This is a genomic window from Micromonospora endophytica (assembly GCF_003236305.1).
Lineage (GTDB): Bacteria > Actinomycetota > Actinomycetes > Mycobacteriales > Micromonosporaceae > Micromonospora > Micromonospora endophytica.
Window position 1 is genome coordinate 1 of sequence record NZ_POTX01000028.1, and the last position, 14,482, is coordinate 14,482.

The following is a 14,482-nucleotide window of genomic DNA, read 5'->3' on the forward strand; positions in this document are numbered from 1 at the left end:
CCCCCCACCCCCGCCGAACTGGACGCGATGCCGCAGCAGATCCGGGACGTGCTGGCCAGCTACCACGACCCGGCGTCGCTCACCGTACGGGCCCTCTCCCCCGCCACCGAGCCGATCGACCTGAACCGCGCCGACCTCCAGACCGTCCAGATACCCGCGGTCAACGGCATCTGCACCGCGCACGCCCTCGCTCGTTTCTACGCGGCGCTCATCGGCACCGTCGACGGCCACCGGATCCTTGACCCGTCGACGCTCGCCGTCGCCACCGCCGAGCAGGCCGACGGCATCGACCGGGTGCTGCACCTGCCGACCCGTCCCGCACTCGGCTTCGGCCTGCCCCTGGCCGGCCTGCCCTGGTGGAGCCCGACGGCCTTCGGACACGGCGGGCACGGCGGGTCGCTCGGCTACGCCGACCCGGAGACCGGCATCGCCTTCGGCTATGTGATGAACCGGCTGCACGTCGCGGCGGAACCGGACCCGCGGGCCGCCGGCCTGATCACCGCCGTTCGTGCCTCGGCTGCCGTCGCCGCCCCGGCCGGGTTGGACAGCGCCGCCACGAGGTGACGGTCGGAGCGCGACCGCCGCTGCCGTAGCATCCGGCAGGATCGCGCTTTCAGGTACGACGTACAGGAGAATCCAGATGAACCAGGCGAGCAAGCCCGAGATCGGTCCGATCGAGGGCGCCCCGCCGGCCGATCTCGTGATCGAGGACATCACCGTGGGCGAGGGAGCCGAGGCCCGGCCCGGCCAGACGGCCCGCGTCCACTACGTCGGCGTCTCGCACTCCACCGGTGCCGAGTTCGACGCGTCCTGGAACCGCGGTCAGGCGTTCGAGTTCCCGCTCGGCGGTGGGCGGGTCATCGACGGCTGGGACCGGGGCGTGGTGGGCATGCGGATCGGTGGCCGGCGCAAGCTGACCATCCCGCCGCACCTCGGCTACGGCAGTCAGGGCGCCGGCGGAGTGATCAAGCCCAACGAGACCCTGGTCTTCGTGGTCGACCTGCTCGACCTGCGCTGATCTGTGGCATCCGGCGCCGGCCCCCGTGCCCGGCGCCGGATGCCCCCTGGCTGCGCGGGCCCCGGCTCACACCGCGACGAGCAGCCGCTGCGGTGCCGCGGCGACGACCGGGATGACCCGGCGCAGGCCGGTGGCGCGGAGCACCCGCTCCACCATCGGCGACGGGTTCACCAGCACCAGTTCACCGCCCTGCGCCCGCACCCGCAGCCGGGCCGCGACAAGCGTGCGCACCCCGGCGGCGGAGAGCATCAGCAAGTCGGAGAAGTCGACCCGCAGCTGCGGCCGCGACGGTGCCGACCAGAGGGCGCTGCGGAACGCCGCGACGGTGGCGACGTCGATCACGCCGACGACACGCACCCTCACCGCCTCGTCGGAGACGGTCGTCTCGACGTGGAACCGCTCCTCGCGCTCTCGCATGACCCGAACCTATCGTCCGGCACCGACACTTCCACCCTGCCCAGCGGTGGTTCCGGGGTAATCCCAGGGCATGATCTGGCGGACCTCGGTGTCCACCCTAGGGACGATCCCCGGTCGGGCCGGTCCGTGGTGGACCGGCCCGACGCGTACGCTCCGGTCAGCCGCCGCTGGCGGACGGCGTCGGCTGCGGCGAGCCACCGGCCACCGCTCCCGGGTCCGCCGCCTGGGTGGGTGTGGGCCGCAGCCCGGGTGGCACGGGCAGCGCGCTGCCCTTGGCGAACTCGTCCCAGCTGACGTTCCACGCCGTCCAGCCGTTGCCCTCGTTCAGTTCCACCTCGGTGCCCTTGACGGTGACCAGGTCGCCGACCTGGGTGACCCCCATCAGCCAGTCGGCGTTGGCGGCGGAGAGGTTCGTGCATCCGTGCGAGACGTTGGTGTATCCCTGATCACCCTCCGACCAGGGCGCACCGTGGATGAACTCGCCACCCCAGGTGAGTCGCTGGGCGTCCTCCACGTCCACCACGTACGGGTCGGCCGAGCCGGTGGTGTCGAAGGTGGTGAACTCGTGCTTTTCCATGATCACCATCTTGCCGCTGGAGGTCGGCGTGCTCGGCTTGCCAAGGCTGACCGGCAACTTGCGCAGCAACTTGCCGTCCCGGACCACAGACATCTGCTTGGTGGCGTTGTCGATCTCCACTTCGACCTGCCGGCCGATCTTCGAGGTCGCCCGCCGGTCGGCGTCGCCGACGTTCTCCTTGCCGATCGGCAGACCCTCCAGCGCCGACCGGACGCTTACCGTCGTGCCGGGCCGCCAGAAATCGGGCGCCCGGTAATAGACCTGGCTGCCGTCGGACACCCAGGACCACGCGCCCGGCTGCGGTGGGTCGGTCTTCACGAACAATCGGCGCTGCACCTGCGCCCTGGCCTCTTTGGGAATCGGCGGGTCAAAGGCGACGGTTACCGGCATCGCCGTGCCGTACGTACGATTTCCGGCGAAATAAAGGGTACTGGTGACGGGCGGTTTCGACGAATTCGGCTGGGTCGTGAAGGTTGTCTTCCGGGTGACTGTCTTCCCGGAGTCGGCGGTCGCGGTCACCTCTGCGGTGTAGGTCCGCTTCGGCTGGAGGGTCTTGCTCGGCACCCAGCCCGAGCCGTCCTCGCGGGGCTCCGCCCCGACCGTGCCGCCCTTGTCGTCGGTGATCCGCACCGCAGTGACCCGACCGTGTTTGACCTGCGTACCGATCTCGCCGCTGATCGGCACGTCACGCGTGCCCTCGGCCGGCGTGACGACCAGCTCCGGCGCTGCGGCCCGCGCCTCGTTGCCCTGCCTGCGGTCGCTGGTGCACGCGCCCAGCGCCAGCGGTGCCGCTGCGACGGTCACCGCCAGCAGCGTCAATCGCCCCCTCAGCATCATGATTTCGTCCCCCCGTTTGCTGCTCCGGTCCTCACATTCTCACTGGCCCGGCGGTTCCGATTTAGCAATTCGGCGGAACAGGCGCGAATATTGTCAAGGACATTTTTCCGGATAGCTCCGAGGCCGACCATTCAATACGCATCCGAGCGTTATCCGGCACACTGTTGTCCACTGCGCCGATCAGGGCCGACGTCACGCCCGTACGCCGCTGCGCCCGGTGTCCCTTGCGGGACGCCGGGCGCAGATCGGGATCGAATGCCGGGGCCTGCGGGTCAGACCGCGGCGATCAGCAGGGCCGGTTGCTCCACGCAGTCGGCGACGTGCCGGAGGAACCCGCCGGCCACCCCGCCGTCGCAGACCCGGTGGTCGAAGGTGAGGCTGAGCTGGGTCACCTTGCGCACCGCCAGTTGGCCGTCGACCACCCACGGCTTGTCCACGATGCGACCGACGCCGAGCAGCGCCGCCTCCGGGTGGTTGATGATCGGTGTGGAGCCGTCGACGCCGAAGACCCCGTAGTTGTTGAGGGTGAAGCTGCCGCCGGTGAGCCGGGCCGGCGGCAGGTCGCCGGCGCGGGCCGCCGCGGTGGTCACCGCGAGTTCGGCGGCCAGTTCCGCGGTGGTGAGCCGGTCGGCGTCACGCAGCACCGGTACGACCAGGCCACGCTCGGTCTGTGCGGCGATGCCGAGATGCACCCCGGCGGACTGGATGATCCGCTGTCCCTCGGTGTCGACGCGGGAGTTGAGCTGAGGGTAGCGGCGCAGCCCCGACAGGCAGATCCGGGCGAGCAGGGCCAGGATGCTCACCGGGTGTTCGGGGCGGGCGGCGTTTATCGCGGCCCGGGTCTCCAGCAGCGCGGTGGCGTCGGCGTCGACCCAGATCGTCACCTCGGGGATCTCACGCCGGCTGCGGGAGAGTTTGTCGGCGATGACCCGGCGGATGCCGGTCAGCGGGATCACCACGTCGGACGCGCCGACCGGGGCGAGCCCGACGTGGGCCGCCGCCGGCCGTTCCGGCGGCTCCGCCGGCAGGTCGGGTACGGCGGTGAGCCGATTCGCTCCGGCCGCGGCCTCCACGTCGGCGCGCCTGATGACGCCACCGGGGCCGGTGCCGCTCAGCGTGGTCAGGTCCACCCCGCGCTCGCGGGCCAGCCGCCGCACGATCGGCGAGATGACAAGCGCCGCCGCCGCGCCGGGACGCGCGGTCGGTGCGGCTGCCCCGACGGCCGGTCCGGCGGTGTGCGGAGCTGGTCCGGCGGCGGGAGGGGTGGCCACGGGGGCGCGGTCAGCCGGCGTGGCGGCGTGCGCGGCCGGCGTCACCCGGGGCCGGCGGCGTCGGCGGGTGTCGCCGTGGCCGGTGCCGTACCCGATCAGCACGTTGCCGGAGCCGGCCCGCTCCTCCTCGCGGTAGACGGCGTGCCCGGTGGGCTCGCTCGCCCCGGCGATGGTGATCAGCGGCTGGCCGACCGGGCGCACCTCGCCCTCCGCGCCGTGCAGGGCGACGACCCGGCCGGCGTACGGGCAGGGCACGTCCACGACCGCCTTGGCGGTCTCCACCTCGACCACGCTCTGGTCGACGGTGACGATGTCGCCGACCGCGACCCGCCACTGCACGATCTCCGCCTCGGCCAGTCCTTCGCCGAGGTCGGGCAGAAGAAAAGTCTGCTCGCTCATGCCGCGCTGCCTTCGGTCAGCCAGCGCGGGTCGGGCTGGTCGTCCCACTGCAACCGGGCCACCGCGTCGAGCACCCGGTCGACCGAGGGCAGGTGGGTGTGTTCCAGCATCGGCGCGGGGTACGGGATGTCCAGTCCGGAGACCCGCAGCACCGGGGCGTGCAGGGCGTGGAAGCAGCGTTCCTGCACCCGGGCGGCGATCTCGGCGCCGACACCGGCGAAGCCCTGCGCCTCCTGCACCACCACGCAGCGGCCGGTGCGGCGTACCGATTCGGTGATCGTGACGTCGTCGAACGGCACGATGGTGCGGATGTCGACCACCTCCAGGTCCCAGCCCTCCTCGCAGGCGGCCTCGGCGGCCTCCAGCGCGACCGGGACCGCCGGCCCGTACGCGATCAGGGTGGCGTCGCGTCCGCTGCGGCGTACGACCGCCCGCCCGAACGGCTCGGTACGGGCCGGAAGCTCCGCCTCGCCGCTGCCGAAGTAGAGCTTCTTCGGCTCCATGAAGACCACCGGGTCCGGGTCGTCGATCGCCTCACGCAGCAGCGAGTACGCGTCGGCGACGGTCGCCGGGGTGACCACCTTCAGGCCCGGGGTGTGCGCGTAGTACGCCTCGGACGAGTCACAGTGATGCTCGACGCCACCGATGCCGCCGGCGTACGGCACCCGGATCACCATCGGCACGCTGAGCGCGCCCCGGGTGCGGTTGCGCAGCTTCGCCACGTGCGAGGCGATCTGCTCGAACGCCGGGTACGCGAACGCGTCGAACTGCATCTCGACCACCGGGCGCAGCCCGGACATGGCCAGGCCGACGGCGAAACCGACGATGCCGGCCTCGGCGAGCGGGGTGTCGAAGCAGCGCTTGTCACCGAAGCGGGCCTGCAGACCGTCGGTGATCCGGAAGACTCCGCCGAGCTGCCCGACGTCCTCGCCGAAGACGACCACCCGTTCATCGTCGAGCATCGCGTCGGCGAGCGCGGCGTTCAGCGCCTTCGCCATGGTCATGGTGGCCATCAGGCGTCCCCCTCCTGCGTCGCGGCCAACTCGGCGCGCACCTGTTCGCGCTGCTCCACCAGTTGCGGGGTGGGTTGGGCGTAGACGTGGTCGAAGAGGCTGAGCGGGTCGACCGTGGGCTGGATGTTCATCCGCTCGCGCAGTCCAGCGGCGTACTCCTCGGCCTGCGCGGCGATCTCGGCGACGGCCGCGTCGTCGAGCACGTCGCGGGCGCGCAGGTAGCTCTCCAGCCGGGCGATCGGGTCCCGGTCGCGCCACGCCGCGACCTCGTCGGCGTCGCGGTAGCGGGTCTGGTCGTCGGCGTTGGTGTGCGGCTCCATCCGGTAGGTGTGCGCCTCCACCAGGAACGGCCCCTTGCCGGCGCGGGCGTGCGCGACCGCCCGGTTCAGCACGGCCAGCACCGCGACCGGGTCGTTGCCGTCGACCTGCTCGCTGGGTACGCCGTACCCGACGCCCTTGTACGCCAGCGAGGGGGCGGCGGTCTGCCGGGACAGCGGGACGCTGATGGCGTACCTGTTGTTCTGCACGAAGTAGACCACCGGCGCCTTGAACACGGCAGCGAAGTTGACCCCCTCGTGGAAGTCGCCCTCGCTGGTGGCGCCGTCACCGATGTAGACCATCGCCACGGTGTCGCGGCCCTGGTACGACTCGCCGTAGGCGAGACCGGCGGCGTGCACGCACTGGGTGGCCAGCGGGGTGCACTGCGGGGCGGTACGCACCACCGTCGGGTCGTACCCGCAGTGCCAGTCGCCGCGCAGCAGGGTCAGCACCTCGACCGGGTCGATGCCGCGGGCGGTGAGCGCCATCGACTCCCGGTAGGTGGGGAAGACCCAGTCGTCGTCGCGCAGCGCCAGGACGCCGCCGACCTGGCACGCCTCCTGGCCCCGCGAGGACGGGTAGACGGCGAGCCGCCCCTGCTTGGTCAACGCGGTGGCCTGGGCGTCGAAGCGGCGACCGACGACCATCCGCCGGTACATCTCGCGTAGCGCCTCGACGGGGGGCTCGGGGTAGTCGGCGCGGGCCGGCAGCGGGCTGCCGTCCGGGTTCAGCAACCGGACCGACTCGGCTTCGGGCAGCAGGCCGGCGGACGGATCGGGCGCTGCCGGGGTGGCCGGTCGGCGCTTCCGCGGGGTTGCCCTGCGGACCGCCTGGGGGGTGCTCGTCACGGCGGAACCTCCTGGACGTGTGGTGGCCCTATGCTCCAGCGGTCGGATGATTGACTCAAGCTGCCCGCTGAAGGCGGGACGAATGGCACAGCGAGGGGGCGGAGATGGGTCAGGAGACCAACCCGACACCGGGCCCGGCGGGTGGAACGGGACGATCGGCCGCTGTGCTGGACGAGGTGGACCGGCGCATCCTCGACGAACTGGTCCGCGACGGCCGAATCTCCATCCGCACGCTCGCCGAACGGGTGCACGTCTCCCGCACCAACGCGTACGCCCGGGTGGAGCGGCTGCTCCGCGACGGCGTGCTCACCGGGTTCGGGGCCCGGATCGCGCCGGAGGCGGCCGGGTTGGGCACCTCGGCGTACATCGCGTTGACCATCCAGCAGAACACCTGGCGCGAGGTGTCGGCGGAGCTGGCCCAGGTGCGCTACGTCGAGCACGTGGCGCTGCTCAGCGGCGAGCACGATGTGCTCGCCCTGGTCCGCGCGCCGGACAACGCCACCCTGCGGGACGTGGTGCTGGACCGGGTGCAGGGCATCGCCGGGGTGCTCGCCACCCGCACCTGGCTGGTCTTCGACGAGTTCGACGGCGAACGCGGCCCCTGGGAATGATCAGACGACGACCGGAACCTGATCACCGAGTCGCCCGGGCGGAGCGCATGGGTCCCGGAGCGGCGGTGACGATTTTCGGAGTTGCTGTCAACAGCCGGCCGGGCCGGCCACGTCCATCAGATGTGACGTTCGAGGAGTACGCGTTCGCCCGCGCACCGGCGCTGGTGCGGCTCGCCCGGTTGCTTACCGGCGACGCGCATCGGGCCGAGGATCTGGTGCAGGACGTGCTGGTCAAGGCATACGTCCGGTGGGCGAGCATCTCCCGGGCGGAGCGGCCCGACGCGTACGTGCGGCGGATGCTCGTCAACGCCCACCATTCCTGGTGGCGTCGGCGCAGCAGCCGGGAGATCAGCGTCGTCGCGGTGGCCGACCGGGTGGGCGGCGCCGACGAGGCCGCCGGGGTCGACGAACGGGACGCGTTGTGGCGACTCGTCTGCGACCTGCCCACCCGGCAGCGCACGGTGATCGTCCTGCGGTACTACGAGGATCTCGACGACGCGACCATCGCCGAGATCATGTCCTGTTCACCGGGGACCGTCCGCACCCACGCGATGCGCGCCCTGGCCGCGCTGCGCCAGCGGCAGGAAGCAACCGATCCCGCCCCGACCGGAGGGTACTGATGTCCGACGACCTCGATCAGCGGCTCACCGCGACCCTTCAGCGCCACGCCGGCGGCAGCGTCGACCCGACGCCGCTGGTGGCGCAGGCCCGCCTTCTCGGCCGGCGCAGCCAACGCCGTCGCCGAGGGCTGGCCGCAGGGGGCGCGCTGGCGGCCTGCGCCGCCCTCGCCGTGGCGGTCGTGGCGCTTCCGCCCGGCCCGGCACCCGATGGGCCCGCTGGCCGGCTCGCGCTACCGCAGGCACCGGGAACACCGGGGGCCAGTGCCCGACCCGAGGCGGTCGGCACCGACCCGGGCATCGTCCACTTCACCACCGAAGCCCTGGTCAGCTCCGCCGAAACGGCCACCTGGCGGGCCGGTCGCGGGGTGGAGAGCGTCGAGTTCCAGGGGCCCTCCGGTGCGGCCCGGTTCGCCCTGGCCCGCAGCGTCGAGACCCTCGACCAGCTTCAGCAGACGTTGTCCTCGGCCGGACAACCCCAACCACCTGTCGACGTCCGGGTCGGTGCCCGGCCGGGGACCGCCTGGTTCGACAAGTCCGATGACCGGCAACTCTGGTTCGTGCGGTGGCAACCTGTCGACGGCCTCTGGGCGCAGCTGGACAGCTACGCGGCCGACCGGGACGAGGCCACCGCCACGGCGACCCTGGTCCGGTTCGACCAGGCCCAGCGCTGCGTCGTGCCGTTCCGCCTGGAGGCCCTACCGACCGGCGGACGGCTGCTCGAATGCTCGGTCACGCTGCACCGGGTCGAGCCGACCCCGGTCGGCGCCGCCTCCCTCGTCGTCGGCGACGACTCCGGTCGCTGGCTGACCGTCCGGACCCATGTCACGCCGGGTTACGAGGCCCCGCCCGGCGACCTCGTCGCCGGCCCCTACCGGGCCCGCCGGCAGGGCAGCGAGGTACTGGAGATGGTCGTCGAGCCCTATGTGGTCGAGGCGTTCCTGCGGGGCTGGGGAAAGGGATATCCCGAGTCGGTGGGTCTGACCGTGCTCGGCGGTTTCCAGGGGGCGCGCGACCCGGCCCGCCCGGACACCTGGTGACCTGGGCGCACCGCCCACGCCACGGTGCCGCTCAGCGTTCCGGCGGGGCCGCGAGCCCTTCCCGGTCGGCCAGTTCCAGCAGCGGTTCCAGGGAGTACGCCCGCTGGTCCAGGCCGGCGTGTGGATCGCCGCGCTCGGCGAAACGGCCCGGCAGGGTGGTGACGTCGAAGTCCTCCGGCCGGGCGTCGTCCAACTCGGCCCAGTCCAGCGGCGCGGAGACCAGCGCCGCCGGGCTGGGCCGGATCGAGTACGCCGAGGTCATCGTGTGGTCACGGGCCATCTGGTTGTAGTCGATGAAGACCGGACGGTCGCGCTGCTCACGCCACCAGGTGGTGGTGACCAGGTCGGGTCGGCGGCGCTGCATCTCGCGGCCCAGCGCCAGCACGGCCCGCCGGCAGTCGCCGAAGCTCCAGCGCGGCTCGATCGAGACGTAGACGTGCAGGCCCCGCCCGCCGGTGGTCTTCGGGTAGCCGACCAGGCCGATTTCGTCGAGGAAGGCGCGTACCTCGTGGGCCACCGGCACCACCTGGTCGAACCCCACCCCCGGCAGCGGGTCCAGGTCGATGCGCAACTGGTCTGGCCGCTCCACGTCGCCCTTGCTCACCGGCCACGGGTGGAAACGCAGCGTGCCCAGGTTGACCGCCCAGATCACCACGGCCAGTTCCCCCGGCGCCACCTCGTCGGCGGTCCGGCCACTGGGGAAGGTGATGTGTGCGGTGCCCACCCAGTCGGGCGCGCCCGCCGGCACCCGCTTCTGGTAGAACGCGTCGCCCCGGTTGGTCTGCCGGGTGGCGATGGTCGCCCCCTCGAACACCCCTCGGGGCCACCGCTCCAGCATGGTCGGCCGGTCACGCAACGCGCGCAGGATGCCGTCACCGACGGCGAGGAAGTAACGCACCACGTCGAGCTTGGTCAGCCCACGCTCGGGAAAATACGGCTTGTCCGGGCTGGAGACGCGGACCACCCGCTGCCCCACCTGCATCTCCTCGGCCGCGCCCGCCACGCTGACAGGGTACGACGGCACACCGACGCGGACGGTCCGTGCGGCGGGACCGGGTGGCGCGGTCGCCACCCGGTCCACCTCGTCCGGGCTGAGGTCAGCCGTTCTCCCGCTGAAGGCGGGAGACGAGCAACTGCTTACCCTGCTCGCCCGCCTTGCGGTTGTTCTCCTGGATCTTCCGGAACCAGGTGGCGAGTTCCTCGTCGCCCCGTGCGTCGGCATCCGCGATGTACGTCTCCAGTTGCCAGATGTGTTCCAGCGACATCTGCACCGCGTGCAGCAGGTCGTAGTTCTTGTCCTTCACCGGGCTGGCTGGTTCCCTCACCATGGTCGCCACGGTTCACCTCCAGGTAGTTCCGTCAGGTCCCGGTCGGGTACCCCCGACTCGGACCAACACACGCTGGTGGCGGGCCGAACAGCCCGTGCCGCAGCAGCCGTTGGTTCGCCGCGCTGCGGCGGGCCAGCGGCTCCGGGTCGAACATCGGCTGGTCGAGATTGGGTTGCATGACCGGTTCCAGCAACAGGGGACCGAGGATCCAGAACCTGCTCGCCTTCAGCCTGCTCTACCTCGCCGGCCGGGCCGTGGCCCGGCAGATCCGCCGACGCTGGCACCGCCCCGCCCCCGGGTGGCTGACCCGGGCACCCGGCCACCGGGCCCTGCTCGGCTTCACACTCACCCTGGCCGTGGTCGCGTTCGGTGTCCGGATCCGCTACCCGCTCGACGAATGGGTCCCGCTCTTCGAGTTCATCCAGGCCGAACCGGCCCGCCTCGCCCAGTACACCGCGTTCTTCACCGCCGGCGTCCTGGCCTACCGGTACGACTGGCTCGACCAGCTCTCCCGAGGTACCGGATACACCTGGCTGGCCGCCGGTCTGGCGCTCGCCGCCGGACTCTTCGTCACCGGCACCGACACCGCCTACTTCGCCCCCGGCGGCGCGTCTGCGGCGTCGGCCTGCTGGACCCTGGTGGAGATGGTCATCTGTATCGGGCTGAGCGTCGGACTGCTCACCCTCTTCCGGGACGTCGCCACCGGCCGCCACCGGCTCAGCCGCGCCCTGGCCGACAGCTCGTACACCATCTACCTGATCCACCTGCCGATCGTGGTGGCGCTCCAGTTCGCCGTCGCCCGTGCCGATCTGCCCGCCCTGCCCAGCTTCGCCCTTGTCGCCGCGCTCGCCACGGTGGGCAGCGTCGCGCTCGCCGTACCGCTGCGGCGGCTGCCCGGCCTGCGCGCCGTCCTGTAGGGCCGGGTACGGCGGCCCGGAGACGGTCGCGACGGCCCGACGCCGCCGTACCCGGTAGGATGACCTCGGGCCGTGACTGGCGCATTGGAGATGGATAACCATCGGGGAGCGGCCCCGTCACGAGGACGCATGCCGAGCGCCTGGGCCTTCCGCACGTCACCAGGAGGTCGCATGTCGCGCAACGTCGAGTCCACCGCATTCCGCAGCGCACTCGAGGTCATCGCCGGCGTCGAGCCGCGCGTCGCCGACGCCATCCGGGCCGAGCTGGCCGACCAACGTGAGTCACTGAAACTGATCGCCAGTGAGAACTACGCCTCGCCGGCCACCCTGCTGGCGATGGGCAACTGGTTCAGCGACAAGTACGCCGAGGGCACCGTCGGCCGCCGCTTCTACGCCGGCTGCCAGAACGTCGACACGGTCGAGGCACTCGCCGCCGAACACGCCCGGGAGCTGTTCGGTGCGGCGCACGCGTACGTGCAGCCGCACTCGGGCATCGACGCCAACCTGGTGGCGTTCTGGGCGATCCTGGCCGACCGGGTGGAGGCCCCCGCGCTGAAGCGGGCGCAGGCCCGGCACGTCAACGACCTGACCGAGGCGGACTGGTTCGCGCTCCGCCGGGAGCTGGGCGACCAGCGGATGCTCGGCATGTCGCTGGACGCCGGTGGTCACCTCACCCACGGTTTCCGGCCCAACATCTCCGGCAAGATGTTCGACCAGCGCAGCTACGGCACCGACCCGGCCACCGGCCTGGTCGACTACGACAAGGTCGCCGAGGCGGCCCGCGAGTTCCGGCCGCTGGTGCTGGTCGCCGGCTACTCGGCGTATCCGCGGAAGGTCAACTTCCGGATCATGCGGGAGATCGCCGACTCGGTCGGCGCGACCTTCATGGTGGACATGGCCCACTTCGCCGGGCTGGTCGCCGGCAAGGTCTTCACCGGCGACTTCGACCCGGTGCCGCACGCACACATCGTCACCACCACCACCCACAAGTCGCTGCGTGGCCCGCGCGGCGGCATGGTGCTCTGCGGCCCGGAGCTGGCCGACCAGGTGGACCGGGGCTGTCCGATGGTGCTCGGCGGCCCGCTGCCGCACGTGATGGCCGCCAAGGCGGTGGCGCTGGCCGAGGCCCGCCGCCCCGACTTCGCCGACTACGCCCAGCGCATCGTCGACAACGCGCAGGCCCTCGCCGAGGGGCTGCTGCGCCGGGGCGCCAAGCTGGTCACCGGCGGCACCGACAACCACCTGGTGCTGATCGACGTGACCGGTTACGGGCTGACCGGCCGCCAGGCCGAGCAGGCGCTGCTGGACTCGGGCATCGTCACCAACCGCAACGCGGTGCCGCAGGACCCGAACGGGGCCTGGTACACCTCCGGCGTCCGGATCGGTACGCCCGCGCTGACCACCCGTGGGCTGGGCCCGGCGGAGATGGACGGCACCGCCGAGTTGATCCACACCGTGCTCAGCCAGACCACCGCCGGCACCGGCCCCGACGGCACCCCCAGCAAGGCCAAGTACGTCCTCGACCCGGCCCTGGCCGACAAGATCAGCCGCCAGGCCACCGAACTGCTCGCCAGCTACCCCCTCTACCCAAACGTCGACCTGGCCTGACCTGACCCCCCGCCCCCCCGTTGATCATGAGCTTAGCGGCAGTGGTTGATCTTCAAAGTGCCGTCAACCTCATGATCAACGAGGGGAAGGGGTGGGTCAGTTGAGCGGACGCTTGAGGTGGTAGCGGTGCACCTCGGTGCTGCCCTGGACGTTGTTCACGTCCTCGGCCGCGGTCACGAGTTCCCAGCCCTCCCGGCCGACCCGGTTGAGATGGGCGACCGCGGTGTCGCCGTACGCCGTGACGTCCTTGCGGGACCCGTCCGGTCCGTACCAGACGAAGGTGACGTGAAAATTCCGGCCCTGTCCCTGGTAACGGCGAACCAGCAGGGCGTACTCCCAGGCAATCATGCCGCCCATTATGACCGTCCACCCAGGACGACGGCAGGGTGGCTGTCACACGTTGCCAGGCGGTGAACACGGCGAGTCAAAGTCGCCGCCTCAGTCGAGCGGCACGGTCCGCAACGTGCGGGCGGCCGCCGGATCCGCACAGCCGGCGAGGGCGAGCGCGTCCCGCAGCTCGTCGGCGAGCAACGCCAGCCCGGCACTCGCCCCGGCCGCTCCCCCGGCGGCCAGCGCCCAGAGCATCGGCCGGCCCACAAGCACGCCGTGCGCCCCCAGCGCCAGCGCCCGCAGCACGTCCAGACCGCCCCGGACGCCGCTGTCCAGCAGCACCTCACACCGCTCACCCACGGCGGCCACCACCTCGGGCAGCATGGTGGCACTGGCCGGCACCCCGTCGAGCTGGCGTCCGCCGTGGTTGGACACCACCACCGCACGCGCGCCCGCGTCGACCGCCCGCGCCGCGTCAGCCGGGTCGAGAATTCCCTTCACCACCAGCGGCAACTCGCAGTGCTCCGCCAGCCACCGCAGGTCCGCCCAACCCAACGCCGGCGCGAAGGCCGCACCGCTGGTCACCGACACCGCTGTGACGCCCGGCGTACCGCCGTGCGCCAGGTCGTCCCGACCACCGGGCAGGTTCGCCGCCACCAGCTCCGGCGGCAGCCGGAACGCGTTGCGCAGATCCCGGTACCGCCGGCCCAGCACCGGCACGTCCACCGTCACCACCAGCGCCCGGCACCCGGCCTCGCGCACCCGCGCCAGCAGCTCCGTCACCAACCCCCGATCCCGCAGCCAGTAGAGCTGGAACCACACCTCGGCACCGGTCGCGGTGACCTGCTCGATCGGCGTGCTGCCCAGGATGCTGGCCAGGTAGGGCAGATCGGCGGACCGGGCCGCGTTGGCCAACCCGACCTCACCATCGGGATGCACCAGCCGCTGGTACGCCATCGGCGCCACCCCGACCGGCATCGCGTACTCCCGGCCCAGCAGCCGGGTCCGCAGACTGGCGGTGGCCACCCCGGTCAGCACCCGGGGCAGCACCCCGACCCGGTCGAGCGCGCTCCGGTTCGCCTCGAGCGTGACCTCGGTGCCACTGCCACCGTCCAGGTAGTCCCACACCTCCGGCGGCAACACCGCCCGGGCTCGTTGCGCGAAATCAGCCAGACACACCGGCACCTTGCTCTCCATGGGCACACCTTAAGGAAGGGCCCCCTATTAACGCCTCATGCATAGGAAGGGCCCCCTATTAACATCCGACAATAGGATTCGCGGAAGCCGCGGCGTGGCGTCGGGGCGCCGGCGTGACGAGGTGGGAGCGGCCTGG

15 protein-coding genes, 2 pseudogenes and 1 riboswitch are annotated in these 14,482 nt (G+C 71.9%); of the genes and pseudogenes, 7 read left to right on the forward strand and 10 right to left on the reverse strand.

Features of this window, described 5'->3' with window-relative positions:
• The coding region (locus tag C1I93_RS06625) for a serine hydrolase (RefSeq protein ID WP_146603451.1) at positions 1–564 on the forward strand (564 nt) is incomplete at its 5' end.
• A gap of 76 nt (positions 565–640) precedes the next feature.
• Positions 641–1,018: an FKBP-type peptidyl-prolyl cis-trans isomerase gene (locus C1I93_RS06630; protein WP_111242343.1), complete on the forward strand. Its 378-nt coding sequence runs from the start codon at positions 641–643 to the stop codon at positions 1,016–1,018.
• 66 nt (positions 1,019–1,084) lie between these two features.
• On the opposite strand, the gene C1I93_RS06635 is transcribed toward C1I93_RS06630, so the two are convergent.
• From C1I93_RS06635 to pdhA, 5 genes are all read right to left on the reverse strand, one after another.
• Positions 1,085–1,435: an STAS domain-containing protein gene (locus C1I93_RS06635; RefSeq protein WP_111242344.1), complete on the reverse strand. Its 351-nt coding sequence runs from the start codon at positions 1,433–1,435 to the stop codon at positions 1,085–1,087.
• A 157-nt stretch (positions 1,436–1,592) separates the two neighbouring features.
• A complete protein-coding gene (locus tag C1I93_RS06640; RefSeq protein WP_111242345.1) occupies positions 1,593–2,849 on the reverse strand; it encodes a L,D-transpeptidase in 1,257 nt (418 codons plus the stop codon).
• Positions 2,850–3,121: 272 nt separating this feature from the next.
• Positions 3,122–4,519, reverse strand: coding sequence for a dihydrolipoamide acetyltransferase family protein (locus C1I93_RS06645; protein WP_111242346.1), 1,398 nt, complete (start codon positions 4,517–4,519; stop codon positions 3,122–3,124).
• Positions 4,516–5,532 carry an alpha-ketoacid dehydrogenase subunit beta gene (locus C1I93_RS06650; protein ID WP_111242347.1) on the reverse strand — a complete coding sequence of 339 codons (1,017 nt, stop codon included), beginning with the start codon at positions 5,530–5,532 and terminating at the stop codon, positions 4,516–4,518. Before C1I93_RS06650 ends, C1I93_RS06645 begins: the two co-directional genes overlap by 4 nt.
• A complete protein-coding gene (gene pdhA, locus C1I93_RS06655; protein ID WP_111242348.1) occupies positions 5,532–6,698 on the reverse strand; it encodes a pyruvate dehydrogenase (acetyl-transferring) E1 component subunit alpha in 1,167 nt (388 codons plus the stop codon). Before pdhA ends, C1I93_RS06650 begins: the two co-directional genes overlap by 1 nt.
• Before the next feature lie 104 nt (positions 6,699–6,802).
• On the opposite strand from pdhA, the gene C1I93_RS06660 reads away from it, so the two are divergent.
• From C1I93_RS06660 to C1I93_RS06670, 3 genes are all read left to right on the forward strand, one after another.
• On the forward strand, positions 6,803–7,309 hold the full coding sequence (locus tag C1I93_RS06660) for an Lrp/AsnC family transcriptional regulator (protein ID WP_111242349.1): 507 nt from the start codon (positions 6,803–6,805) through the stop codon (positions 7,307–7,309).
• 122 nt (positions 7,310–7,431) lie between these two features.
• Positions 7,432–7,929, forward strand: coding sequence for a SigE family RNA polymerase sigma factor (locus C1I93_RS06665; protein ID WP_111242350.1), 498 nt, complete (start codon positions 7,432–7,434; stop codon positions 7,927–7,929).
• Entirely contained in the window at positions 7,929–8,966 is a 1,038-nt protein-coding gene (locus C1I93_RS06670) for a hypothetical protein (protein WP_111242351.1), read from the forward strand. The genes C1I93_RS06665 and C1I93_RS06670 overlap by 1 nt, the downstream gene beginning before the upstream one ends.
• 31 nt (positions 8,967–8,997) lie before the next feature.
• Here the strand turns inward: C1I93_RS06670 and C1I93_RS06675 are convergent, their stop codons facing one another.
• The 3 genes and pseudogenes from C1I93_RS06675 to C1I93_RS06685 all read right to left on the reverse strand — a co-directional run.
• On the reverse strand, positions 8,998–9,948 hold the full coding sequence (locus C1I93_RS06675) for a DNA polymerase domain-containing protein (protein ID WP_223256286.1): 951 nt from the start codon (positions 9,946–9,948) through the stop codon (positions 8,998–9,000).
• Positions 9,949–10,063: 115 nt separating this feature from the next.
• Positions 10,064–10,294, reverse strand: coding sequence for a hypothetical protein (locus tag C1I93_RS06680; RefSeq protein WP_111242374.1), 231 nt, complete (start codon positions 10,292–10,294; stop codon positions 10,064–10,066).
• 31 nt (positions 10,295–10,325) lie between these two features.
• Positions 10,326–10,502 (reverse strand): annotated as a pseudogene (locus C1I93_RS06685) (TetR/AcrR family transcriptional regulator); the annotation flags it as partial.
• Here C1I93_RS06685 and C1I93_RS06690 point away from each other — a divergent pair.
• Both C1I93_RS06690 and C1I93_RS06695 read left to right on the forward strand, forming a co-directional pair.
• Positions 10,501–11,211, forward strand: a pseudogene (locus C1I93_RS06690) (acyltransferase family protein); the annotation flags it as partial. The pseudogenes C1I93_RS06685 and C1I93_RS06690 sit on opposite strands and share 2 nt — an antisense overlap.
• A gap of 62 nt (positions 11,212–11,273) precedes the next feature.
• Positions 11,274–11,364, forward strand: a riboswitch (ZMP/ZTP riboswitch).
• An 18-nt stretch (positions 11,365–11,382) separates the two neighbouring features.
• Entirely contained in the window at positions 11,383–12,819 is a 1,437-nt protein-coding gene (locus C1I93_RS06695) for a glycine hydroxymethyltransferase (protein ID WP_111242353.1), read from the forward strand.
• A 96-nt stretch (positions 12,820–12,915) separates the two neighbouring features.
• On the opposite strand, the gene C1I93_RS06700 is transcribed toward C1I93_RS06695, so the two are convergent.
• Complete coding sequence (locus tag C1I93_RS06700) at positions 12,916–13,176, reverse strand: hypothetical protein (protein ID WP_111242354.1); 261 nt, start codon at positions 13,174–13,176, stop codon at positions 12,916–12,918.
• An 81-nt stretch (positions 13,177–13,257) separates the two neighbouring features.
• Entirely contained in the window at positions 13,258–14,346 is a 1,089-nt protein-coding gene (locus tag C1I93_RS06705; RefSeq protein ID WP_111242355.1) for an alpha-hydroxy acid oxidase, read from the reverse strand.
• Between the last annotated feature and the right edge of the window lie 136 nt (positions 14,347–14,482).

What these genes read in the sequence shown, in the direction of transcription:
- C1I93_RS06660 (WP_111242349.1), top strand. Translation starts at nt 6,803, where the DNA reads ATGGGTCAGGAGACCAACCCGACACCGGGCCCGGCGGGTGGAACGGGA.
- C1I93_RS06670 (WP_111242351.1), top strand. Translation starts at nt 7,929, where the DNA reads ATGTCCGACGACCTCGATCAGCGGCTCACCGCGACCCTTCAGCGCCAC.
- C1I93_RS06680 (WP_111242374.1), bottom strand. Translation starts at nt 10,294, where the DNA reads ATGGTGAGGGAACCAGCCAGCCCGGTGAAGGACAAGAACTACGACCTG.
- C1I93_RS06700 (WP_111242354.1), bottom strand. Translation starts at nt 13,176, where the DNA reads ATGGGCGGCATGATTGCCTGGGAGTACGCCCTGCTGGTTCGCCGTTAC.
- C1I93_RS06675 (WP_223256286.1), bottom strand. Translation starts at nt 9,948, where the DNA reads ATGCAGGTGGGGCAGCGGGTGGTCCGCGTCTCCAGCCCGGACAAGCCG.
- C1I93_RS06635 (WP_111242344.1), bottom strand. Translation starts at nt 1,435, where the DNA reads ATGCGAGAGCGCGAGGAGCGGTTCCACGTCGAGACGACCGTCTCCGAC.
- C1I93_RS06695 (WP_111242353.1), top strand. Translation starts at nt 11,383, where the DNA reads ATGTCGCGCAACGTCGAGTCCACCGCATTCCGCAGCGCACTCGAGGTC.
- C1I93_RS06640 (WP_111242345.1), bottom strand. Translation starts at nt 2,849, where the DNA reads ATGATGCTGAGGGGGCGATTGACGCTGCTGGCGGTGACCGTCGCAGCG.
- C1I93_RS06705 (WP_111242355.1), bottom strand. Translation starts at nt 14,346, where the DNA reads ATGGAGAGCAAGGTGCCGGTGTGTCTGGCTGATTTCGCGCAACGAGCC.
- C1I93_RS06650 (WP_111242347.1), bottom strand. Translation starts at nt 5,532, where the DNA reads ATGGCCACCATGACCATGGCGAAGGCGCTGAACGCCGCGCTCGCCGAC.
- C1I93_RS06645 (WP_111242346.1), bottom strand. Translation starts at nt 4,519, where the DNA reads ATGAGCGAGCAGACTTTTCTTCTGCCCGACCTCGGCGAAGGACTGGCC.
- C1I93_RS06630 (WP_111242343.1), top strand. Translation starts at nt 641, where the DNA reads ATGAACCAGGCGAGCAAGCCCGAGATCGGTCCGATCGAGGGCGCCCCG.